Raw genomic sequence first — 22,539 nt, forward strand, 5'->3', positions numbered from 1 at the left:
CCTCGATGTTGTGGCACTGGTCGAGCATGAACGCGACCTCGGGCGAGAACCCGCCGCCGCGCACGACCTCGTACATGATCCGGAACAGCTGGAAGGGATCCGCGGCCCCGACCATCAGGTCGTCGTCCGCGTAGAACCGCGAGTTGAAGTCGAACCCCCCGAGCTTCCCCTCCCGCAGCAGCGTCGCCACGATGAACTCGATGTTGGTGCCCGGCGCGTGATGCCCCGTGTCGACGACGACCTGCGCCTTCGGCCCGAGCTTCAGGCAGTGGGCGTACGCCGTGCCCCAGTCCGGCACATCGGTCGAGTAGAAGGCCGGCTCGAAGAACTTGTACTCCAGCAGCATCCGCTGCCCGTCACCCAGCCGGTCGTAGACCTCCGCGAGCCCCTCGGCGAGCCGGTCCTGCCGGGCCCGGATGTCGTCCTGCCCGGGATAGTTCGTCCCGTCGGCGAACCACAGCTTCAGATCGCCGGACCCGGTCGCGTCCATGATGTCGACACACTCCAGCAGGTGGTCGACGGCCTTCCGGCGCACGGAAGCCTCGGGGTGGCAGATGCTCCCGAGCTTGTAGTCGTCGTCCTGGAACGTGTTGGAGTTGATCGCGCCGAGCTTCACCCCGCGCTGCTCGGCGTGCTTCGCCAGCGCCGCGTAGTCGTCGACCTTGTCCCACGGGATGTGCAGGGCGACGGTCGGGGCGACCCCCGTGAACTCGTGCACCTTCGCCGCGTCGTCCAGCTTCTCGTACGGATTGCGCGGCACACCCGCTTGAGCGAACACCTTGAAACGCGTGCCCGAGTTCCCGTACGCCCACGACGGCGTCTCGACTGCCTGGGTCTTGAGAGCGGCCTTCACCGCGGCGAGCTCGGTCACGTCAGGGCTCCTGAGGCATCGGGTCGTAACGACCACCGAATGAAACGATTCAGGACGCGAAGTTATGGGCCCCCCGAAGGGGTGTCAACCCCTCCGGTCGACACGGTTACTCGTGACCAGGGCGTGACCTTCTGTCCTCGAAACTTTTTCGACCGGAACCCATTGACGTGACATGCGCGACCCGCCTAACGTCCCGGCAATCCAGTTGAAACCTTTCACGACGCCCACGACGCCGCGAGGCCGTCCCGCCGGCGTCGTCGAGGAGCCCCCATGACCCACCCGTCCACCACGGGTCCGGCCCCGGTTCTGGCACTGAAGGACGTCTCCAAGTCCTTCGGCGCGGTCCGCGCACTGCGGGACGTCTCCCTTGAGCTGTTCCCCGGGGAGGTGCACGCCCTCGCCGGGGAGAACGGTGCCGGCAAGTCCACCCTCATCAAGACGCTCGCCGGCGTGCACCGGCCCGACGCCGGCCAGGTGCTGCTCGACGGTGCGCCCGTCGCCTTCCACGGTCCCGGCGACGCCCGCGACGCCGGCATCGCCGTGATCTACCAGGAGCCCACGCTCTTCCCCGACCTGTCGATCGCCGAGAACATCTACATGGGCCGCCAGCCCCGGCGCGCCCTCGGCCGGATCGACCACAAGGCCACGCACAACGCGACCGCCGCCCTCATGGAGCGCCTCGGAGTCGAACTCGACCCCGACCGGCCCGCCCGCGGCCTGTCCATCGCCGACCAGCAGATCGTCGAGATCGCCAAGGCCCTCTCCTTCGACGCCCGCGTCCTGATCATGGACGAGCCGACCGCCGCGCTCACCGGCAGCGAGGTCGCCCGCCTCTTCGGCGTCGTACGCACCCTGCGCGACCAGGGCGCCGCCGTGCTGTTCATCTCCCACCGGCTGGAGGAGATATTCGAGATCTGCCGGCGCGTCACCACCCTGCGCGACGGCGCCTGGGTCGGCAGCGAGCCGCTGGAGGGCATGACCGAGGACGACCTCGTGCGCCGCATGGTCGGCCGCGACCTCGACGAGCTCTACCCCAAGCAGGACGTGCGGCCGGGCGAGGTCGCCCTGAGCGTGCGCCGCCTGACCCGCGAGGGCGTGTTCACGGACGTCTCCTTCGAGGTACGGCACGGCGAGATCGTCGGCCTCGCCGGACTCGTCGGCGCCGGGCGCACGGAGGTCGCCCGGGCCGTGTTCGGCATCGACCGCTGGGACGCCGGCGAGGTCTCCGTCGACGGCAAGGCCCTGGTCAACGGCGCCCCGTCCACCGCGATGGCCGCCGGACTCGCCCTGGTCCCCGAGGACCGGCGCGCCCAGGGCCTGGTGATGGACATGTCGATCGAGCGGAACATCGGTCTCACCGGACTGCGCACCACCGTGAAGGCGGGCCTGATGGACCGCGGCGCCGAGCGCAGCCGCTCCCTCGACTGGGCCGTCAAGCTCCAGGTCAAGTACGCCCGGATCGCCGACACCGTCAACACCCTGTCCGGCGGCAACCAGCAGAAGGTCGTGCTCGCCAAGTGGCTCGCCACCGCGCCCAGGGTGCTGATCGTCGACGAGCCGACCCGCGGCATCGACGTCGGCACCAAGGCCGAGGTGCACCGGCTGCTGTCCCAGCTCGCCGCCGACGGTGTGGCCGTCCTGATGATCTCCTCCGATCTGCCCGAGATCCTCGGCATGGCCGACCGCGTGCTGGTCATGCACGAGGGCCGCCTCACCGCCGAGATCCCACGCTCCGACGCCACCGAGGAAACCGTGATGGCCGCAGCCACCGGGAGGGCCGCCGCATGACGGTCGTCACCCCACAAGAGGCCCCCGTGGCCGACGTGCCCAAGTCGAGCGGCACCCGCCTCGTCGACCGCGTCTTCAAGATGCGCGAACTCGCCATCCTCGTCGTCTTCCTGGTGATGATCGCCGTCACCCAGGCCGGCAACAGCCAGTTCCTCTCCGAACAGGGCATCAAGGACCTGCTGCTGAACGCGACGATCCTCGTGCTCGTCGCCACCGGCCAGTCCCTCGTCGTCATCACCCGCAACGTCGACCTGTCCGTCGGATCCACGCTCGGCATCAGCGCCTTCGCCGCCGGCACGTATCTGCAGGGCGGCGGCAACGCGGTCGTGGCGATCGCGCTGGCGGTCCTGCTCGGCATCGGCTTCGGACTGCTCAACGGCCTGCTCGTCAGCCTCGGCCAGGTGCCCGCGCTCGTCGTCACCCTCGGCACGCTCTACATCATCCGCGGCGTCGACTCCATCTGGGTCGGCTCCAGCCAGATCACCGCGGCCGATCTGCCCGGCGGATTCGTCGACTTCGGCTCCGGCGGCATCTCGGCGGTGCCGTACCTGGCGCTGATCGCCCTGGCGGTCCTCGTCGCCACCGCCTACTACCTCAAGCACTTCGCCAGTGGCCGCGAGCTCTACGCGCTCGGCTCCAACCCCGAGGCCGCCCGCCTCGCCGGCATCCCCGTGCGCAAGCGGATCCTGGCCGCGTACACCTTCTGCGGCGCCCTCGCCGGACTCGCCGGCGCGATGTACCTGGCCCGGTTCGGCAACGTCGACTCCGGCACCGGCAACGGCTACGAACTGACCGTCGTCAGCGCGGTCGTGGTCGGCGGCGTCGTCTTCACCGGCGGCTCCGGCAGCGTCTACGGCGCGGCCCTCGGCGCGCTGCTGCTGACCTCCGTCAACAGTGTGCTGCCCGCCCTCGGCGTCAGCTCCGTCTGGGTGCTCGCGATCAACGGCATCCTGCTCATCCTCGCCATCGCGGTCGACCGGATCGTCGCGCTGCGCGTGGCCTCCGCCCTGAAGAAGAGGAACGCCCGCCATGGCTGACATCTCCCTGAGCCGAGCGGTCCGCTGGTCCGCCTTGAAAAGGTGGGATTCCGCCGTCGGCGCCCTGCTGATCGTGGTGCTGCTGTTCTCCTTCGGCTTCGTCGACGGGTTCGGCAACGGACTCAACCTGTCGTTCCTGATCGGCAACACGCTGCCGATCGCGCTGATCGCGCTGCCGATGACCCTGCTGGTCGTCTCCGGGGAGATCGACCTGTCGGTGGCGTCCACGGCGGGGCTGTCCGGCGCGGTGATGGGCGCGCTGTGGAACCAGGGCATGGCCATCGAGACGATCATCCCGATCTGCCTGCTGCTGGGTGTCGTCTGCGGGCTGGTGAACGGACTGCTGGTGACCCGGCTGGGGTTGCCGTCGCTGGCCGTCACCATCGGCACGCTCGCCGCGTACCGCGGTATCGCGCAGATCGTGCTCGGCTCCGACGCGGTGACCGACTTCCCCACCCAGTACCTGGACTTCGCGGCCGGGCGCATCGGCGACACGTTCATCCCGTACGCCTTCCTGCCGTTCCTCGTGCTGCTCGCCATCGCCGTGGTCGCACTGCACGCCACGCCGTTCGGGCGGTCGCTGTTCGCGATCGGGGCGAGTGAGGAGGCCGCGCGGTTCGCCGGGATCCGGGTCAAGCGGCAGAAGTTGCTGCTGTTCACGGTGACGGGGCTGATGGCTTCCCTCACGGGCATCTTCTGGGCGTTGCACTACGCGAGTGCGCGGTACGACAACGCGACGGGGCTGGAACTGTCGGTTGTGGCCGCGGTGTTGCTCGGGGGGATCGACTTCGACGGTGGCAAGGGGACGTTGGGTGGTGCGATCGCCGGGGTTTTCTTGCTCGGGGCGCTCCAGAACGTCATGAGTCTCCAGGATGTTTCCGCCCAGTCGCAGATCGTCGTGACCGGTGTGTTGCTGGTGCTTTCCGTGCTCGGGCCTCGGGTGGCTCGGCAGATCGCCGTTTTGCGTGCTCAATCTTCCGGCTGACCCGTCGTCTGTGGCTGGTCGCGCAGTTCCCCGCGCCCCTAAAGGGGCGCACCACACTCACCTCGTTCAAAGGAACAAGTCATGCGTAAGTCAACCCTTCGCCGCAGCTGCGCGGCGCTCGCCACCGCCACCTCGCTCGCCCTGGCGCTCACCGCCTGCGGCGGCACCACCAAGAAGGACGTCGCGAACGAGGGCGGGGGCGCCGCCACCGCCGGCAAGGCCGACCCGAACGCGGCCACCAAGAAGGGCCTCACCGTCGGGTTCCTGCCCAAGCAGGTCAACAACCCGTACTTCACCTCCGCCGACAAGGGCGGCGAGAAGGCCCTGGCCGAGCTGGGCTCCAAGTACAAGGAGGTCGGTCCGTCCAGCGCGACCGACACCTCCGGGCAGGTCAGCTACGTCAACACGCTCACCCAGCAGCAGGTCGACGCGATGGCCGTGTCCGCGCAGGACCCGGGTGCCCTGTGCACCGCGCTCAAGCAGGCGATGAAGAACGGCATCAAGGTCGTCACGTACGACTCCGACACCACGGCCGGCTGCCGCAACGCCTTCGTCTCGCAGGCCTCCGCCGAGGACCTGGGCCGTACCGAGGTGCAGCTGCTCGCCAAGCAGATCGGCTACAAGGGCGAGATCGCGATCCTGTCCGCCGCGCAGACCGCGACGAACCAGAACACCTGGATCGACTTCATGAAGGACGAGCTGAAGAAGCCCGAGTACAAGAACATGAAGCTGGTGAAGACCGCGTACGGCAACGACGACGCCCAGCAGTCCTTCCAGCAGACCCAGGGCCTGCTCCAGGAGTACCCGAACCTGAAGGGGATCATCTCCCCGACCACCGTCGGCATCAAGGCCGCCGCCCAGTACCTGTCGGGCTCCAAGTACAAGGGCAAGGTCAAGCTGACCGGTCTCGGCACCCCGAACGACATGCGCAAGTACGTCAAGAACGGCACCGTCGAGGCGTTCGAGCTGTGGGACCCGGCGAAGCTCGGCGAGCTGGCCGCCCGTACCGCCGTCGCCCTGTCCTCCGGGCAGATCACCGGCAAGGAGGGCGAGACCTTCAAGGCCGGCTCCATGGGCGAGTACACCATCGGCAAGGACGGCGTGATCAGCCTCGGCAAGCCGACCGTGTTCGACGCCAAGAACATCGACCAGTTCAACTTCTGATTCCCGGAGGATCGTTGATGCAGCGCGTGTGCTTCCTGCTGAAGGTCCGGGCGGACCGCCTCGACGAGTACCGCGAGCGGCACGCCGCCGTGTGGCCCGAGATGCTCGACGCCCTGAAGGCGACCGGCTGGCACAACTACTCGCTCTTCCTGCGCGAGGACGGACTGCTCGTCGGCTACCTGGAGACCGAGGACTTCGCGGCCGCCCAGGCCGGCATGGAAGCCACCGACGTCAACGCCCGCTGGCAGGCGGAGATGGCGCCGTTCTTCGAGTCGCTGGACGGCGCCCGGCCCGACGAGGCCATGAAACCGCTCACGGAAGTGTTCCACCTCGCCTGAACAATGGAGTTCATGAGATGCGCAGACGTACGTTGCTGGCCGCGGCCTTCGCCGGAGCCGTGGTGACCCCCGCCCTCGCCTCCGGCACCGCGCGGGCCGCCGTCCCCGGGCCCTCCGTCACCCGGACCGGCACGACGACGCTCGACAGCCAGGCCCTCTTCTTCGTGTCGTACGACGGCCTGGTCAACAACAACGCGTTCCAGAAGAACGGCCTGCTCACCTACAAGGGCTACCAGTACGCCGTCTGGTACACCGCCGACCGCAACGCCGTCGTCGGACGACGGGTACTCGGCGGCAGCACCTGGTCGACCGTGAAGGTCGGGCACACCCTCAAGGCGAACGACTCCCACAACGTCATCTCCATGGGCGTCTCCAAGGCCGACGGCCGGCTGCACCTCAACATGGACTCCCACAGCGACGGCTTCACCTACGTCAAGTCGGTCGCCGGGCTCATGGACAACCCCGGCGGGCTGAGCTGGACCGCGAGCCGCTTCGGCGCGCCCCAGTCCACCCTGGACGGCCTCGCGCCGACCTCGCAGTTCACCTACCCGCAGTTCATATCCACGCCCGACGGCAAGCTCCAGCTGAGCTACCGTGTCGCCATCTCCGGCAACGGGCGCAACGCGCTCGCCGAGTACGACGGCACGAAGTGGACCAACCTCGGCGAGTGGTCCGGCTCCACCGGCACGTACACCAGCGAGCACGGCTCCTCGACCGCCCGCAACATGTACCTGCACGGCATCGACTACGACCGGAACGGCCGCCTGCACTCCTTCTTCACCTGGCGCGAGCAGAACGGCGCCGTGATGTGCAACAGCGGCGGCATCACCAACCACGACACCGGCTACGTCTACTCCGACGACCGCGGCCGCACCTGGCGCAACAACGCCGGCACCGTCGTCGGCGTCACCGGCGGCTCCGACAAGGTGTCCGTCACCGACGCAGGCCTGGTCGTCGACCCGCTCAACCCGGACCACTCCCTGATGAACCAGGAGAGCCAGTTCACCGACTCGGCGGGCCGGCCGCACGCGATCATCTCCTACGTCCCCGGCCGCTTCGGCCAGTGCACCACGAACTACGTGGCCGACCGCACCGCCAACGGACGCGCCTTCCACGTCCGCAAGAACGCCTCGGGCTCCTGGCAGAAGACCGAGATCCCGGTCCCGCTGAACTCCAGCCAGCGCACCAAGCTGATCCTGGACAAGTACGACAACGCCTACGCGATCTTCCCCTTCGGGCGGATCGCCGGCGCCTCGGCGGCCTCCGGCTACACCGACTGGAAGATCCTGTTCGACGGCAGCGGCCTCAACGCCTTCGGCGAGGTCGTCATCGACGAGACGCGCGTCGCGCAGGACGGGGTGCTGTCCTTCATGTACCAGGAGAAGTCCAGCGGTACGACGCCCTCGGCGCTGCACGTCGTCGACTTCCGGCTGCCCGCCTGACCGCGCCCGGTTCCCGGGGCGGCGTGCCGTAATGTGAAGCCGCCCCGGCCGCCGCCCCCTCGTCTCCCCTTGGAGGTCCCTGCCCGATGGCCCAGTCGGTGGGTATCAAGGACGTCGCCCGCGCCGCCGGAGTCTCCGTCGGCACGGTGTCGAACGTGATCAACCGCCCGGACACGGTCGCCACCGAGACCCGGGCCCGCGTGCTGTCCGCGATAGACCGGCTCGGCTACGTCCGCAGCGAGTCCGCGCGCCAGCTGCGCGCGGGCCGCAGCCGCATCATGGGGCTGCTCGTCCTCGACATGGGCAACCCCTTCTTCGTCGACGTGGCCCGCGGTGCCGAACGCGCCGCACGGCAGGCCGGGCTCGGCGTGATGGTCTGCAACAGTGCCCAGAGCCCGGGCGAGGAGGCCGAGTACCTGTCGCTCTTCGCGGAGCAGCGCGTGCGCGGTGTGCTGCTCACCCCGGCCGACGCCACGGGCCGCAACATCGAGGCGTTCCGCCGGCACGGCATCCCGTTCGTCCTGGTCGACCGGGTCGCCGAGGGCACCACCGAGTGCTCGGTCTCCGTCGACGACGTCGCGGGCGGCGCCCTGGCCGTACGCCATCTCGTCGACGCCGGGCACCGCTCCCTCGCCTACGTCAGCGGCCCGCCCGGCCTCAACCAGGTCCGCGACCGGCGCACCGGCGCCCTAGAAGCGCTCTCGGAGGCCGGGCTCGGCCCCGACGCGCTGCGCGAGCTGCCCACCGAACGGCTCGACGTCGCCGCCGGCCGGGACGCCGGCGCCCGCCTGCTGGGTCTCGCCGACCGGCCGACCGCCGTGTTCTGCGCCAACGACCTGCTGGCGCTCGGTGTCCTCCAGGCCATGTACGCGGCCGGTGTCGGCGTTCCGGACGACCTCGCCATCGTCGGCTACGACGACATCGAGTTCGCGGCGGCCGCCGCCGTCCCCCTCACCTCGGTACGGCAGCCCGCCGTCACCATGGGCGCCATGGCGGCCGACCTGCTCCTGGAGGAGACGGAGGAGGAGGGCCCGGCCCGGCCGCACGAGCACCGGCGGGTCGTCCTCCAGCCGGAGCTGGTGGTCCGCCGCTCCAGCCTGTCGGGGCGCTGAGGGGCCGACGCCGACCGGGTCCTCGCCGTGCCGGCTCCGGCAGATACCGCGACCGCGGGCCGCGCCGACAGAGTGGAGCACCGGAAGCGTCCCCAGTCCTCACGAATCGGGAGATGAGGCGCGTTCAAACGCTACTGTGACCTGGTGGAAGACTCGATCCAGACTCTCTTGGCCCGGCTTGTCAAAGGGCCGTCCTTTCTCCTGCTCGGACAGTCGCTGGAGACCTCTCACGAAGTGACGGACGATCCGGGGCGCAGGGTGCCCAGCGTGACGGCGGCTTCCGGTCATGATCTGTCCGATGCCTACCAGCGCTTCAATGACGCGATCCGCACGGAACCGGTGCCGGAGTGGCTGTCGACGATCATCCAGTATCCGTGGAACGGAGTCTTCACTTCCCGCATCGACTCCTCGCTGAGTGCACTGTTCAGCTCCGACTGGCGCAGGGTCGTGCCCACTGCCCAGGCACAGCTTGGCAGGCACCCTCGCAGCACCACCGAACTCCAGCTGCGCCATCTGTTCGGCGGCCTGGGGCTGCCGGACGACGAGCGGCCACCGATGGACGCGATCCAAGAGGTCGAGATACGTGCGCGGGCGGTCGAGTCGCTGAACACCCTCGCTGACACGCTCGTCACACCTCGCGGTGTGGTGGTGGTCGAGGGCTACACCCTCGACGACTGGCTGACACCACAGGAACTGTTCGCCTTCGTCGGCCGCTTGCAACCGGGGCAGGCCCACTTGTTCTCGGCGACCGACCCGCTGCGCGAAAACCCGTTCATCGGTGCTGCCATGGAACGGGGCACTCTGGTCGTCCACGACCAACCGTTCGGGGAACTGCTGTCCGAACTCGAGGAAACCGGGCGTTTCCAACGGTCGGCGGCCGGGCGCGGGATGGCCGGGCAGCGGGTCATCCCGGTTGGTGACACCTTCGCCGAAGTCGATGTCAGCACATGGAACCGGGTGATCGGTGCGGCCCGGCCGGTCGATACGGAACTACTGGAGCCCTTCCCATCCGCCTCCGCCGCCATGCGGTACCAGCGGTTCCGTAATTTCCTGGGGGAAAGCGAGGGCACACCTCCCTGGAAGGCGATTGCCAGCGGCTACCACCTCCGTCGTGACTTCGAGGACACACTGCTTCGGCGCGTACGAGCCGGGCTGGAGGAGTTGTCGACACCAGAGCCGATCGTTGTCGCCGGGCAGACGGCAACGGGCAAGTCAATCGCTCTGTGTGCACTGGCGCTCGACATTGCCCGGTCGGGGCAAGGTGCGGTCCTGCATACTTCGCGTCGCAGTGATCGTCCGACGCTTGCCGACATCGACGCCTTCGCTGCCTGGGCCGACGAGTACCACGGCATTCCCACGCTGCTCGTCTGGGACGGCATGGTCAGCACCGACGAGTACTACTCGCTGCAGAGGCAGTTGCGCTCCCGGGGACGTCGTGTCCTCATTGTTGGTAGCAGCTATCTGCCACCTGGACAGATCAGGAAGGGCCTCCACAAAAACGTCCTCCGTATCGGCTCCGGTCTGAGCGACGGTGAGGTCAGCCGCATAAAAGAGTGGCTGCCGAAATTTGGTGTCCCAGTTCCCGATGACCTTGGAAAGACCGTCGATTCCTCCTTCCTCGCCTTCCTCTACCGGGTCTTGCCCGACACCGAACGGGGTCTCCGTCGGGGCCTGTCGATGGAGATGCGGGCCGCTGAGACGGGGCTGGAGAAGCTGGCGAAATCGGCGAAGCTGTCTAATCGCGCCCATCTGTCGGTGATGGCCCAAGCTCTCGCCGACGCGGGATTCGACATCGACGCGCTGACGCCGTCGGAGCGGCCGCACAGTGAACTCGTCGATCTCTCCTTCGCGGAACGGAGTTCGACCGAACAGCTCACCGCCATGATTCTGGTTGGTGGTTGCCGGGGGCTCCCTGTTCCGCTGGAGCTTCCGCTGCGTGTCCTGGGCCGCGACGGCTCCAGCAGCATTGTCGAGCTGGTGAAGAACTTCGATATCTTCCGCTGGACCGATAACGACAGCGGAAACCAGTACCTGGGAACGCGGACGCAGCTGGAGGCCGAGCTGCTCGCGAAGGAAGACCTGAACGTACGCACCGAGGTCGAGGTGATCGTTCGGATGATCGAGAATCTCCGCCCGGCTCTGAACCGTTGGGGCGGCGAGGAGGTTCAGTACATCGTCGACCTCATGGAGCGCATCGGCCCGAAGTCTCGGCTGCCTGAGTACAAGCCCCACTATCTCGATTTCGCCGACGCCTTCCGCCAACTTCGGGAGGGCCTTGGCCGGACCCACCATCGGCTCGTGCTGTCGGAGGCGACCCTCACCAGGGAGTACGTGCATTGGGCGCAAAGCGGTGACAAGTGCACCTACGAAGAGCGGATCCGCCTACTGCGAGATGTACAGCGGCTCGTGCAGATGACTCTTGAGGAGGCCGATGCCGCTCCCCGGTCCCGGCTGAATCTCCTCGTCGAACTCGCCAGCACCGCGGGTGCTCAGCTGTTCGAGCTGTCCCAACTCGGCGAAAGGGGGGACGCCGCCAGCATCAAGGAACTCATGAGCGGCGTCATGCGGGCGGCCTTGTCCGCGAGGGCGCTCGATCCGGAGAACGTCTACCCCGTCGATGTCGTGGCCTGGACCACCCGGCAGGCGGTGGAGAGCGGACTGCTGACGGAGAGGCTCAAGATCGACCTCCTTGCCAATGCTCAGGCATCCCTGGATTCGATCGATCCGGAGAGTCTGAGCCCGGAGCAGCGCGCCAAGTACGATCAGCGGCACCTTGAAATGTCGCGCATGCTCAACGATCCTGCGCTGGAGGTGAAACATCTTGCAGCGCTATCGGAGAACTCCGACCCGGCCGCTTACTACTTCCTGGCACTGGCTGCGGCGAGGGGCGGCCCGGACGGGATGAAGGTCGCTGTCGAAACCCTCCTGCGGGCTCCTGCGGATGTGCGTGCCGACTGGCGTTGCTCCCGTTTGTTGCTGGACCTGTTCTGGCAGCTGAAAACGGGAAGGCGCTTCCTCCGGGGTGAACGAGAGGTGCTCGCCTTCGCTCCCGACGACTGGGAGGAGTGTCTCCGGGTCGCCGATGCGATTCCCAACGCCGGGGGCTTCGACCGGTACCGACTGGACTTCCTCCGCGGCCTCAGCCTGTTCCATCTGGGTTCCTACCGGAGATCGGATGAAGTCTTCCGGGCGCTCGATCGTGAGTCGCACGACCTCTCGTCGCGTGTGGTCGCCACGTACTTGTTGTCCAGCCCGGACGGAAACGCACGCGTGTTCACCGGACGCGTCACGTGGGCGACTCCGGACGGAAGGAAGGGAACGGTGTGGGTGGATCAACTGACGACTGAGGTTGCCTTCATCCCGCAACGGTTCTCGGTGTCCGACTTCCGGAAGAGGGGGGACGTCCTGCCGGCCTTCCATATCGCGTTCAACATGCGCGGTGCACTGGCCGACCCGATCCGCGCGAGCCAGCGAGCGGAGCGGAGGAGCGCCGGTGCCCAGTGACGTCGAGCATTTCCGCCGCCTCTGTCGCACTCTCGCCCAACACAGGAGGATCTGCACCGGCGAGTCTCTGCTCATTCCCGACGAGCGGGCATGGCCCGAGTCTGTTCGCAGCGAAGCCGAATTCGATCTCCTGGTGTCAGCCGCCTACAAGCTCTGGCGGGAGACCTGGAAGCTGGATATAGGCTTCCTGCTGGCTCAACGAGGTGCTGATCGTCCGGCGCGGAATTTCGACCGACTCATTTATGAGCTGCGTACGGCCAGTCAGCACACGGACAACGACGACGCGGAGGCTCGTCGAGACGCATGGACGAGCGACGCGTGCGGCGGCCACCCGCCGACTACAGGTGATGACTGGGTTCTTTGCGGTCAGGCGCTGATGGCGGCGATCAATGTTGCCGTCGACTGCCTGGGCAGGCTGGCGTCCGCCGGACGGCACAGCAGTGAGTTTCGTCAGGCGTGGCAGGCAAAGGTGTCGGAGAGTGTCCCGTCCATCGTCGAGCGGGTCGCTTCCGACCTGGGCATGTACCTGAGTCAGAACAATCAGGCTTACCACGTACGACAGGTCGAGCGACTCTGGAACCGCTACCGCCTTCGGCGCGGCGAGACTCCTGCCATTGTCATCGCAGGGCTGGCCGAGTGCAGCCTTGTGGGCCAGGTCGACAGGCTGCCGTGCTCCTACGAGGCAATTCTCGACGAACTGTGCGTCCTCGGTACGGCCGACGCAGCTCCAGCGCTCCGGTTGGCACACGCCGTGGCGGAGATCGCCGGGACCAAAGGAGACGCATACCTGAAACAGGTCAAGTCGATCTGGGCGTCGCTGCGGCTCAGTGACACTCCCTGATTAAGGGCGGTATGACGGTACGTCACGACTCGGTGAGTGCCGCTGATCGGTGAAGCCGTGATTGCGGCTGTACGGAAAGCAAATGTGTGTTGAACTGGGACGCCGCCTGGAAACCGTTTCGCCTGGGGAGCCCTGTTGACCGCCAGCTACCGCCAGCCCGGAGTCGTCCTCACCGACCGCCGCTTCACCGTCCCCCTCGACCACGGCCGCCCCGGGGGCGAGACGATCGAGCTGTACGCCCGCGAGGTCGTCGCGAGCGACAAGGCGCACCAGGACCTGCCGTGGCTGCTCTACCTCCAGGGCGGGCCCGGCTTCGGCGCGGACCGCTCCGTCGGCAGGCCCGGCTGGCTCGGCCGCGCGCTGAAGGAGTACCGCGTGCTCCTCCTCGACCAGCGCGGCACCGGCCACAGCACGCCCGCCACCCGGCAGACGCTCCCGCTGCGCGGCGGCCCCGCCGAGCAGGCCGACTACCTCACCCACTTCCGGGCCGACTCGATCGTCCGCGACTGCGAGGCCATCCGCGCGCAGGTCACCGGCGGCGCCCCCTGGACCGTCCTCGGCCAGAGCTTCGGCGGCTTCTGCCTGACCACCTACCTGTCGCTGGCGCCCGAGGGCCTGGCCACCGCCGTGATCACGGGTGGACTGCCCTCCCTGGACGCCCACGCCGACGACGTCTACCGCGCCGCCTTCCGGCGCATCGAACGCAAGGTCGCCGCGCACTACGCCCGCTACCCGCAGGACGCCGAACGCGCCCGCCGGATCGCCGACCACCTCCTGACGCACGACGGGGTCCTGCCGAACGGCTACCGGCTCACCGTCGAGGCCTTCCAGTCCCTCGGCATCGTCCTCGGCACCGGAGACGGCACCCACCGCCTCCACTACCTCCTGGAGAACGCCTTCGTCCGCACCCCGCAGGGCTTCACGCTGTCCGACGCCTTCCAGGAGCAGGCGCAGGGCATGCTGTCGTACGCCCGCCACCCGCTGTACGCCCTCGTCCACGAGGCGATCTACGGGCAGGACGCCCGGCCCACCGCCTGGTCGGCGGAGCGGGTGCGCGCCGAGTTCCCGCAGTTCGAAGCCGCGAAGGCACTCGCGGGAGACGAACCGCTGCTGTTCACCGGCGAGTCGATCCACCCCTGGATGTTCGACTGCGACCCGGCGCTGCGGCCCCTGCGCGAGACCGCCGACCTGCTCGCCGCCCGTACCGACTGGACGCCCCTGTACGACCCGGCCCGCCTCGCCGCCAATGACGTCCCCGTCGTCGCCGCCGTCTTCCACGACGACATGTACGTCGACACGGCCCACTCGCTGCGCACCGCCCGCGCCATCCGCGGCCTGCGCACCTGGGTCACGGACGAGTTCGAGCACGACGGCGTGCGGACCGGCGGCGGGCGGGTCCTCGACCGGCTGCTGGCGCTGGTGCGGAACGAGGCGTGATGCCGTGCCGGACGCGTGGTGATGCCGGCGGCACGGATTAGTCTGCGGGCATGACGACCACTCAACTCCAGCCCATGCCCGGCGACTGGCGGCGTGCCCTCGCGGTCGTGGCCCACCCCGACGACCTCGAGTACGGCTGTTCTGCGGCGATCGCGGCCTGGACCGACGAGGGCCGCGAGGTCGCCTATGTGCTGGCGACCCGGGGCGAGGCGGGCATCGACACACTGGAGCCCGAGCGCTGCGGGCCCCTGCGGGAGCGGGAGCAGCGGGCGAGCGCGGCGGTGGTCGGCGTGTCGGCCGTGGAGTTCCTCGACCACAGGGACGGTGTCGTCGAGTACGGCACCGCCCTGCGCCGCGACATCGCCGCCGCGATCCGCCGGCACCGGCCCGAGCTGGTCATCACGCTCAACCACCGGGACACCTGGGGCGGCGTCGCCTGGAACACCCCGGACCATGTGGCGGTCGGCCGGGCCACACTCGACGCGGCCGGCGACGCCGGCAACCGGTGGATCTTCCCCGAGCTCACCGAGCAGGGCCTGCAGCCGTGGGACGGCGTGCGCTGGGTCGCCGTCGCCGGATCCAGCAGCCCCACGCACGCGGTCGACGCGACGTCCGGCATGGAACGCGCGGTGCGCTCACTGCTGGAACACCGCACCTACATCGAGGCCCTGACCGACGAGGACCCGGAGACCTACGTCCGCGGCTTCCTCACCCGGCACGCCGAGGCCACCGGGGAGCGGTTCGGGGGCAAGCCGGCCGTGGCGTTCGAACTGTTCAGCAGATGACGGAGAGCGTGACGTCGGCGGGTTTCTTCGTTTCGTATGCTGAACGTCATGCGAGATCACAAGCCTGCGCAGGCGGAACTGCGCGGCGACTGCGAGCGGTGCTTCGGTCTGTGCTGCGTCGCCCTGCCGTTCGCGGCGTCGGCCGACTTCGCCGTCGACAAGGACGCCGGCACCCCCTGCCGCAATCTGCAGAGCGACCACCGCTGCGGCATCCACGCCAGACTGCGGCAGAAAGGGTTCACCGGCTGCACGGTCTACGACTGCTTCGGCGCCGGGCAGCAGGTCTCGCAGATCACCTTCGGCGGCCGGGACTGGCGGTCCGGGCCGCCTGAGCACGCCCGTCGCATGTTCGACGTCTTCCCGGTCGTCCGCCAGCTGCACGAGCTGCTCTGGTACCTGACCGAGGCGCTCGCCCTGCACGCGGCCCGGCCGGTCCACGCCGATCTGCGGGGGGCTCTGGAGAAGACCGAGGAGCTGACCGGGCTGACCCCCGAGGAGCTCGCCGGGCTGGACGTGGCGGCGCACCGCCAGGAGGTCAACGTCCTGCTGCTGAGGACGAGCGAGCTGGCCAGGGCCGGCACCAAGGGCCGCAAGAAGAACCGCCGGGGCGCGGACCTCATGGGCGCCCGCCTCAAGGGGGCCGACCTGCGCGGTGCCGACCTGCGGGGCGCGTACCTCATCGCCGCCGACCTCACCGGCGCGGACCTGCGAGGCGCGGACCTGATCGGTGCCGACCTGCGGGACACGGACCTCACGGACGCCGACCTGACCGGGGCGTTCTTCCTCACCCAGCCGCAGCTGAACGCGGCCCGGGGCAGTGCCGGGACCCGGCTGCCCGCGTCAGTCACCCGCCCCGGGCACTGGACAGCGCAGGTCTGAGGCCGGCTCCCGCACCGGCGTCCGGCGCTCCGGGTGCAGCCGCAGCCCCTCCGGCATCAGCGTCAGCCGCTCGGTCACGCGCAGCCGGTACGCCGGGTCGGACCGCAGCTCGTAGCGGCGCAGCAGCAGACCGAGCACCAGCGTCGCCTCGTGCAGGGCGAACTGGCGCCCGATGCAGGCCCGCGCCCCGGTCCCGAACGGCTTGAAGGTGTGCGGGGCCCGGGACCGTACGGCCTGCGCCGCGAAGCGGTCAGGGTCGAACCGCTCGGCGTCCGCGCCCCACACCTCGGTGTCCCGGTGCAGCATCGGCGTCAGCACCAGCGCCCACGCCCCGCGCCGCATCGGATGCTCCCCGGCCAGCACGGTGTCCTCCCGTGCCTCCCGGGCGAAGGCGGGAGCGGTGGGCCACAGCCGCAGCGACTCGTCCAGCACCCGGCGGACGTAGCGCAGCCGGGCCACCTGCTCGTAGGCCGGTTCCGCAGTGTCGCCCCAGACGCGGTCCACCTCGGCGCGGGCCCGGGCCGCGACCTCGGGGTGGCGGGAGAGGTAGTGCAGCGCGAACGAGAGCGCCCCGGAGGTCGTCTCGTGGCCGGCGACGAGGAAGGTGATGACCTGGCGGCGGACGTTCCGGAGTTCCAGCCGCTCCCCGGTCTCGGGGTGGGCCGTCTCCAGCATCCGGTCGAGCAGGTCCCCGTCCCCGCTGCCGGAGGCGTGCCGGACCCGGATCAGCTCGTCGACCGTGCGGTTGAGGTGGGCGATGTCGGCCGCGTTGCGGCGGCTCGCGCTCCGCAGCAGGAGCGGAGCGAGCGGGAAGGGCACCGTGTTGAGCCGCTGCGCGTACGTCAGCGTGCCGACCATCGCCGTCACGAAGGGATGCGGCCGGGCGCGTTCGAACGACCCGAAGTCGTGGCCGAAGCCGGTGCGCGCGATCGTCTCCAGCGTCAGCTTGGTCATGTCGCCGGGCACGTCCACCGCCCGGCCCGAGGCCGCCGCCCGGTCCCAGTGCTCCGTCAGCTGCCGCGCGACGGCCAGCATCATCGGGTGGTAGCCGGCCATGGCCTCGCGGCTGAACCCCGGGGCGAGCACGTCGTGCGCCAGCTGCCAGTTCGGCTCGTGGTTGTACGCCGTGAACAGGCCGTCCCCGGCGACCGGCCGCAGGTTCGCTATGCCGAGCCCCACGTGCTTGGCGAACCGCGACTCGTCCGCGAGGTCGGCCGCGTGCCGGGCGCCCCACACGAACACGAACTCCTTGCCGAAGGCCTTCCGGCGGAAGACCGGGCCCAGTTCGCGGGCGTACCGCAGCGTGTCCTGCAGGGGAGTGCGCCGGTTCACGCCCACCACGTCACCGAGCAGCGGGATCCGGTGCGGCGGGTGCGGAATGCGCTCCAGCTCCGGCCAGCCCAGCTCGGCACTGCGGAACCCCTTGGCCGGCCTGTCCCGTGTCGGCGCCTCCGTCATGACGCGATCTCCCTTGATCCAGCGGCGGGTTCGCACGTGTTGTACGTGGGTTCAATAGCGCCGTTCAGTCTGGTCCCGTTGTTGAACCGGCGTCAAGTACAGTGCGGGCATGGCCGCGAACCAGAGCGGGCGCACGCGCCGCCGGCTCAGCACCGAGGAGCGCCGGGAGCAGCTTCTGTCGGTCGGGGCGCGGCTGTTCTCGGAGAGTCCGTACGACGACGTGTGGATCGAGCAGGTCGCGGAGATCGCCGGGGTGTCGCGCGGGCTGCTGTACCACTACTTCCCGACCAAGCGGGACTTCTTCGCGGCGGTCGTCGAGCGCGAGAGCGAGCGGATGCTGCGCATGACGGCGGCGGTGCCCGGCGTCCCGGTGCGCGAGCAGCTCGCGGGCGGCCTCGACACGTTCCTGGAGTACGTCCGGGCCCACGCCCACGGCTACCGCGCCTTCCACCGCGCCGACGCGGCCGGGGACCAGGCGGTGCGCCGGGTCTACCAGAGGGCCCTGGCCGCGCAGGAGCGGCAGATCCTCGCGGCGCTCGCCGAGGATCCCGAGTTCGGCCCGGCCTTCGAGGAACGGCCGGAGGTGCGGCTCGCGGTGCGCGGCTGGCTGGCGTTCACCACGTCCGTGTGTCTGGAGTGGCTGCGGGGCACGGAGTTGAGCCGGGATCAGGTCCGTGAGCTGTGCGCGCGCGCCCTGCTGGGTGTTCTCACTCCCTGAACGGCCTCGTGAAGATCACGTGACGCGGTTGGCTCACACCCAGATCTTCGGTAAGTTAGGCAAGGCTTACCTAAGGAGGTCTGGGATGGGTGACGACAGCCACGACGATAGCCGCAGCTGGACGGCGGCCCCTGCCGCAGCGGAGCGGGCGCGCTCGGTGCTCGCCGCCGCGTGGTCCTGCTCGGTGACCGCGGAAGGCACGCGGGAGGAGCTGGTCGGCGCGCACACGGTGACCGAGGACGGCCGGGTGCTGGTCGATGTGCCCGGGGACAGCGCCCTGCTCGGGGCCGCGATCTGCGCGCCCCGCGGCGAGCCGTCCGCGGTGCTGGAGTTCGCCGACGTGGCGCCCGTCCCCGTGCGCAGCCGGATCCGCGCCCGGCTCTGGCTCGCGGGCTGGTTCACCGTCGAGGAGGAGGCCCGGCTGGCCTTCCGGGCCACGCGCGTGGTGCTGCGGCAGCCGTCCGGGTCCGTGGTCGTGGACCTCGACGACTTCGCCGCCGCCACGCCCGACCCGCTCGGCGCGGCCGAGGCCCGGCTGCTGACGCACCTCGCCGACTGCCACGCGGACGCGGTCGAGCGGCTCACCCGGCTCGTCGACGCCGACAGCCTGCACGGCGCGGTCCGCGTCCGGCCGCTCGCCGTCGACCGGCACGGACTGACCCTGCGCATCGAACGCACCCGCGCCCACGGCGACGTACGGCTCGCCTTCCACGCACCCGCCGACGACGTCGCGCAGCTCACCGAGCGCATGCACGTCCTGCTCGGCCAGGCGACCGCCGCGGCCTGCCCGCGGGCCCTACAGCGGCAGCGCACAGACGGCGACCGGTGACGGAAACGGTTCACCGGCGCGGCGCAGCGCGCCGCTCGCCCCGTCCACGCGGAAGACGGTCACCGTGCCGGACTTCTGGTTCGCCGCGAACAGCAGCGTGCCCTCCGGCGAGAGGGCGATCTGGCGCGGGAAGTCCCCGCCCACCGGCACGGTGTCCAGCAGCTTCAGCCGGGCGCCGTCCGCCTCGACGGCGTAGCGCGTGAGGCTGTTGTCGCCGCGGTTGGCGAGGAAGGCGTGACGGCCGTTCGGGGTCACCAGGAACTGCGCCGGGTAGCTGGTGCCCGGACCGGTGCCCGTGGACTGCGGCTCACCGACCGTGACGCGGCCGGAGGCGGGGTCGTACGCGCAGACCGCCACTGTGTTGTCGACCTCGTTCGCCAGGTAGGCGTACCGGCCACCGGGGTGGAACGTCAGGTGGCGCGGGCCGGCGCCCGGCCGGGTCCGCGCCTGCGCGACCTCGGTGAGCCTGCCGGCCTTCTCGTCGAACCGGTAGGTGTAGACGGTGTCCGTCCCCAGGTCCACGGCGAGCACATGCCCGCCGTCGGGGCTGGTGAAGACCTGGTGGGCGTGCGGACCCTCCTGGCCCGGACCCGGTGCCGGACGGGAGTGCCGGACGAGATCGGTCCGCTCGCCGAGGGCGCCCGAGGTGTCGATCGGATGCACCGCCACACTGCCCGAGCCGTAGTTCGCGCTGAACAGCCAGCGCCCGCCCGGATGCACCGACAGATGGCAGGGACCGGCGCCGCCGGTGCTCCGGCTGCCGAGAATCTTCCGGTCGGACAGCCGGACGGCCGTCACGGCGCCGTCGTCGCGCTCGTTCACCGCGTACAGCGTGTGACGGTCCGGGTGGATCGCGAGGTACGACGGGTCGCCGACGCCGGTGAGCGTGCCCGTGCCGCTGATTCGGCCCGTCGCCGCGTCGTACGTGGCCAGGCCGATGCCCTTGCCGCCGCCCTCGACGGAGGTGTAGGTGCCCAGATAGAGGGGGCGCGGGCCGGACGGACGCCGGGCCTCGCGGGACGGGCTCACGCTCGCCCCGGGGGCCGTCGGACTCGCCGGGGCCGCCGGCGCGGGCGCGTCGTCACAGGCGGGCAGCGCCGCCGCGGCGGCTCCGCCCGCCAGCGCGCCGACGAACCGGCGCCTGCTCCAGCCACCACTGCCCATGTCGCCCCTCAGGTCGTCACTCGTCCCCGCCGCGACAGCCACCTTGGCGTGGATCACCCGCCGGGTGCAACAACGGCACCGGGCGCCTGCGCGGGGCGCGCTCCACTCCAGGTGGCCGCTCAGCGAGAACGCTCGCCGAACCCCGTACGGTTCCGCCACATCTGCTCCTGGACGCCCAGGCGCTCCCGCAGCCGCGTCAGGCGCGGCATCTTCACGCGCTGCTCCCGCGACACCTGGTCCAGTTCCTCGAACAGGCGCCGCGTGCGGTGCTCGGTGTCGAGCTCGTCGAGGATCCGGTTGACCTCCGTCAGGACGGCACCGAGCAACTGCCAGTTCCGCGTCTCGCGCTCGGCCTCCTCGCGCAGCAGCAGGGCCAGCTTGTCGCGGGTGCCCGCCGCGGTGCGCAGTTCCGTGGTGAGACGTTCCTCCGCCGACTCGGCGCTCTCACTGAGGTGGGTGGTCACCAGCACCGCGAAACTCACCACCGCGTCGGCGATCTCGGACAGCAGCTGCTCCAGCGCGGCGCCCGTCTCGGCCTCGAACAGCGGCTCCGGCGCGCGCTCCTTCGCGAGGTCCGTGAAGGAGCGCGCCAGCACGCGCAGGACGACCGTGCAGATCTCCAGGGTGTCCAGGCCGGTGCGCAGCACCACCCGGTGCAGCAGGCCCTCCCGCACGCGCGGGTTGAGCCGCAGGCTGTCCTCCGCCTGCCGGAGCGCCGCGTCCACCTCGACGATGTCGTGGTCCAGGCGCCGCGCCTCGTGCAGCCGCTCCACCGCCTGGTCCGGCGGCGTACCGCCGGCGGCCTCCTCGCCCATGCGCAGCATCAGCTGCCGCAGCCGGCGCGCCAGCCCCTCGATCGACTCGCCCGCCTCCTCCACCCACACCGGAGGAGCCAGCAGCAGATTGCAGCCGAGCCCGACGATCGCGCCGATCAGCGTCTCCACCACCCGGGCCCAGGCGGTGTCCCCGACGGTGGTGACGCCGAGCACCAGCATCGCGCTGATCGCGACCTCGGGTACGTACTCCTCCACCCGGACGAGCCGTCCCACGGCCAGTGAGGCCACGAGGAGCAGCGCCAGGCTCCACCAGGTCAGGCCCACCAGGAGGCTGAACGCGATGGCGACCAGGACGCCGGTCACCACGGCGTTCACCCGCCGGAAGCCGTTGGTGAGCGTGGCGTACAGGGTCACCTGGACGACCAGCAGGGCCGTCAGGGGAGCGGTGAGCGGTGCCGGCTCGGGGCTCAGCCGCAGCGCGATGACGTACGCGATCGTCGCCGCGGTCGCGGACCGCACCGTCTGGACGACCACCGGGTCCCGGCGCTTGTGCAGGATCCGCTGGGCGTGCGCCGTCCACTCACGTACCTCTGGCATCCTCGGGCTGTTCCCCTTCCCCTGGCGCATCGAACGCGTTCATGAAGGACGTTAGCGCCGAGGGAAACCACGGGCGACCGAGGGCCTCAGGCGTACACCTTGTCGAGGAAGGCGGCCAGATGGCCCCGGGTCCGCTCGATCTGCTCCCGCAGGGTGAGGCTCTCCTCGAAGCGGGTCCCGTTCTCCGGCACCTTCTTCCCGCGCAGGTACAGCGAGCAGGCGAGGTCGGTGCACATGTACGCCCCGACGGAGTTGCCCTCACGTCCGGCCGCTCCCGCCTTGCGCGCGGTCATCAGCGACACACCGCCCCGGGGGTGCGTCGTCAGGCACAGCGAACACATGCTGCGCTGCAGAAAGCCCCGCTGCGCCGCCTGGAACCGCATCGCCAGGCCGACGAGCCGGCCTTCGCGCTCGGCGACCAGATAACTCCGGTCGGGCGCCCCCGGATCCCGCCACCCGAGGAAGTCGAGATCGTCCCAGGGCCGCTCGGCGAGGTCCCGTGGGACGGTCAGACGCTTGGCCTCTCCCTTGGAGCAGTTGACAAACGAGTTGCGGATGTCCTGTTCGGTGAGTGATCTCATGGGAGGGCTCCTGGTCGTCGTCGTACGAAACCTAGGGGTCCTAGGTTTTGTAGTCAGGGTAAGAGCATCGACGAAGGGGGAGCCAGTGGATATTCCTCAGGACGCGCCGGCGCGCGCACGGGCGGCGCTGCGCCATGTGGCGGGCGGCTCGTCGGGACCCGCCGTCGATCCGCGGACGCGGATCACGCTGAACTTCCATCCGGACCGGCCGGCGGGCGAGGTGCCCCTCCTCG

19 protein-coding genes and 1 pseudogene are annotated in these 22,539 nt (G+C 69.9%); 15 read left to right on the top strand and 5 right to left on the bottom strand.

Annotated features, from left to right (window positions below; translation table 11 throughout):
* The coding region (gene rhaI / locus CCL05_RS34170; RefSeq protein WP_086564532.1) for an L-rhamnose isomerase at positions 1 to 871 on the bottom strand (871 nt) is incomplete at its 3' end.
* A gap of 270 nt (positions 872 to 1,141) precedes the next feature.
* On the opposite strand from rhaI, the gene CCL05_RS34175 reads away from it, so the two are divergent.
* From CCL05_RS34175 to CCL05_RS34230, 12 genes are all read left to right on the top strand, one after another.
* A complete protein-coding gene (locus CCL05_RS34175; RefSeq protein ID WP_086564533.1) occupies positions 1,142 to 2,659 on the top strand; it encodes a sugar ABC transporter ATP-binding protein in 1,518 nt (505 codons plus the stop codon).
* The gene (locus CCL05_RS34180; RefSeq protein ID WP_086564534.1) at positions 2,656 to 3,696 is read left to right on the top strand and encodes an ABC transporter permease; all 1,041 of its coding nucleotides are present in this window, start codon (positions 2,656 to 2,658) and stop codon (positions 3,694 to 3,696) included. Before CCL05_RS34175 ends, CCL05_RS34180 begins: the two co-directional genes overlap by 4 nt.
* On the top strand, positions 3,689 to 4,681 hold the full coding sequence (locus CCL05_RS34185; RefSeq protein WP_086564535.1) for an ABC transporter permease: 993 nt from the start codon (positions 3,689 to 3,691) through the stop codon (positions 4,679 to 4,681). The genes CCL05_RS34180 and CCL05_RS34185 overlap by 8 nt, the downstream gene beginning before the upstream one ends.
* A gap of 81 nt (positions 4,682 to 4,762) precedes the next feature.
* Positions 4,763 to 5,845: a rhamnose ABC transporter substrate-binding protein gene (gene rhaS, locus CCL05_RS34190; RefSeq protein ID WP_086564536.1), complete on the top strand. Its 1,083-nt coding sequence runs from the start codon at positions 4,763 to 4,765 to the stop codon at positions 5,843 to 5,845.
* 17 nt (positions 5,846 to 5,862) lie between these two features.
* On the top strand, positions 5,863 to 6,183 hold the full coding sequence (locus CCL05_RS34195) for an L-rhamnose mutarotase (RefSeq protein ID WP_020272132.1): 321 nt from the start codon (positions 5,863 to 5,865) through the stop codon (positions 6,181 to 6,183).
* A gap of 17 nt (positions 6,184 to 6,200) precedes the next feature.
* A complete protein-coding gene (locus CCL05_RS34200) occupies positions 6,201 to 7,625 on the top strand; it encodes a BNR repeat-containing protein (RefSeq protein WP_086564537.1) in 1,425 nt (474 codons plus the stop codon).
* 86 nt (positions 7,626 to 7,711) lie between these two features.
* A complete protein-coding gene (locus CCL05_RS34205; protein ID WP_086564538.1) occupies positions 7,712 to 8,737 on the top strand; it encodes a LacI family DNA-binding transcriptional regulator in 1,026 nt (341 codons plus the stop codon).
* Positions 8,738 to 8,881: 144 nt separating this feature from the next.
* Complete coding sequence (locus tag CCL05_RS34210; RefSeq protein ID WP_086564539.1) at positions 8,882 to 12,241, top strand: P-loop NTPase; 3,360 nt, start codon at positions 8,882 to 8,884, stop codon at positions 12,239 to 12,241.
* Positions 12,231 to 13,082: a hypothetical protein gene (locus tag CCL05_RS34215; RefSeq protein WP_086564540.1), complete on the top strand. Its 852-nt coding sequence runs from the start codon at positions 12,231 to 12,233 to the stop codon at positions 13,080 to 13,082. The genes CCL05_RS34210 and CCL05_RS34215 overlap by 11 nt, the downstream gene beginning before the upstream one ends.
* Positions 13,083 to 13,217: 135 nt before the next feature.
* Entirely contained in the window at positions 13,218 to 14,519 is a 1,302-nt protein-coding gene (locus tag CCL05_RS34220; protein ID WP_086564541.1) for an alpha/beta fold hydrolase, read from the top strand.
* 50 nt (positions 14,520 to 14,569) lie between these two features.
* The gene (locus CCL05_RS34225; RefSeq protein WP_086564542.1) at positions 14,570 to 15,304 is read left to right on the top strand and encodes a PIG-L deacetylase family protein; all 735 of its coding nucleotides are present in this window, start codon (positions 14,570 to 14,572) and stop codon (positions 15,302 to 15,304) included.
* 36 nt (positions 15,305 to 15,340) lie between these two features.
* Positions 15,341 to 16,183 carry a pentapeptide repeat-containing protein gene (locus CCL05_RS34230; protein WP_086564543.1) on the top strand — a complete coding sequence of 281 codons (843 nt, stop codon included), beginning with the start codon at positions 15,341 to 15,343 and terminating at the stop codon, positions 16,181 to 16,183.
* On the opposite strand, the gene CCL05_RS34235 is transcribed toward CCL05_RS34230, so the two are convergent.
* Positions 16,145 to 17,641 (bottom strand): cytochrome P450, encoded by a 1,497-nt coding sequence (locus CCL05_RS34235; RefSeq protein WP_086564544.1) that lies wholly within the window; start codon positions 17,639 to 17,641, stop codon positions 16,145 to 16,147. The two genes, CCL05_RS34230 and CCL05_RS34235, sit on opposite strands and share 39 nt — an antisense overlap.
* Positions 17,642 to 17,750: 109 nt before the next feature.
* On the opposite strand from CCL05_RS34235, the gene CCL05_RS34240 reads away from it, so the two are divergent.
* Complete coding sequence (locus tag CCL05_RS34240; RefSeq protein ID WP_086564545.1) at positions 17,751 to 18,359, top strand: TetR/AcrR family transcriptional regulator; 609 nt, start codon at positions 17,751 to 17,753, stop codon at positions 18,357 to 18,359.
* A gap of 85 nt (positions 18,360 to 18,444) precedes the next feature.
* Positions 18,445 to 19,188 (top strand): DUF2470 domain-containing protein, encoded by a 744-nt coding sequence (locus CCL05_RS34245; protein ID WP_086564546.1) that lies wholly within the window; start codon positions 18,445 to 18,447, stop codon positions 19,186 to 19,188.
* Here CCL05_RS34245 and CCL05_RS34250 read toward each other — a convergent pair.
* The 3 genes from CCL05_RS34250 to CCL05_RS34260 all read right to left on the bottom strand — a co-directional run bounded on the left by CCL05_RS34250 (position 19,156) and on the right by CCL05_RS34260 (position 22,306).
* Complete coding sequence (locus CCL05_RS34250) at positions 19,156 to 20,352, bottom strand: lactonase family protein (RefSeq protein WP_086564547.1); 1,197 nt, start codon at positions 20,350 to 20,352, stop codon at positions 19,156 to 19,158. The genes CCL05_RS34245 and CCL05_RS34250 overlap by 33 nt on opposite strands.
* Before the next feature lie 119 nt (positions 20,353 to 20,471).
* Complete coding sequence (locus tag CCL05_RS34255) at positions 20,472 to 21,725, bottom strand: FUSC family protein (protein WP_208641677.1); 1,254 nt, start codon at positions 21,723 to 21,725, stop codon at positions 20,472 to 20,474.
* 86 nt (positions 21,726 to 21,811) lie between these two features.
* A complete protein-coding gene (locus CCL05_RS34260; RefSeq protein WP_086564548.1) occupies positions 21,812 to 22,306 on the bottom strand; it encodes an FBP domain-containing protein in 495 nt (164 codons plus the stop codon).
* A gap of 91 nt (positions 22,307 to 22,397) precedes the next feature.
* Here CCL05_RS34260 and CCL05_RS46605 point away from each other — a divergent pair.
* Positions 22,398 to 22,539 (top strand): annotated as a pseudogene (locus CCL05_RS46605) (DUF3626 domain-containing protein); the annotation flags it as partial.

The sequence above is a fragment of the Streptomyces africanus genome (genome assembly GCF_002150735.1).
Taxonomy (GTDB): Bacteria; Actinomycetota; Actinomycetes; order Streptomycetales; family Streptomycetaceae; genus Streptomyces; species Streptomyces africanus.